We start from the raw sequence: 541 nt of genomic DNA, 5'->3' as shown, positions 1-541 counted from the left end.
TCAAGCTGTACCTGACGAAGCTCAACAACGAAGAATTGGATACGCAGGAAAGCGCACGCAGCGTGGAGATCCTGAACTTCACCACCAACCTGGAACACATCGGCGACATCATCGACAAGAACCTGATGGAGCTGGCCAGCAAGAAGATCAAGAACCACACCGCCTTCTCCAGCGACGGCATGGCCGAACTGGAGAGTTTCCACGCGCGCATCGTCGCCAACCTGGACCTGGCGATGAACGTCTTTGCCTCCGGTGACATAGAGCTGGCACGCCAGCTGCTGCGCCAGAAAACGCAGGTGCGCGAGCTGGAACGCCGGTACATCGAGAACCACTACGAGCGCATCAGTGCGCGCCGGCCGGAATCGATCACCTCGTCGTCGCTGCATCTTGACGTGCTGCGCGACCTGAAACGCATCAACAGCCACTTGACCTCCGCCGCTTACTCTATCTTGGAGCGAGCCGGCGAACTGTCGGAAAGCCGGCTGGTCGAACACATCAAGATCACCAAGGGACAGAGCGTTGCGAGCCCCGACCTTTCATA

Annotated in this window: 1 protein-coding gene; it reads left to right on the top strand. The window is 58.6% G+C overall.

Annotated features, from left to right (window positions below):
• Positions 1-541: PhoU domain-containing protein (locus ACKGJN_RS16720; RefSeq protein ID WP_409540701.1), on the top strand; the 541-nt coding region annotated here is incomplete at both ends.

The organism is Gillisia xinjiangensis, from assembly GCF_046298265.1.
Lineage (GTDB): Bacteria > Bacteroidota > Bacteroidia > Flavobacteriales > Flavobacteriaceae > Gillisia > Gillisia xinjiangensis.
The sequence above is the reverse complement of the archived record's forward strand: the minus strand, read 5'-3'. Positions and strand labels throughout refer to the sequence as shown.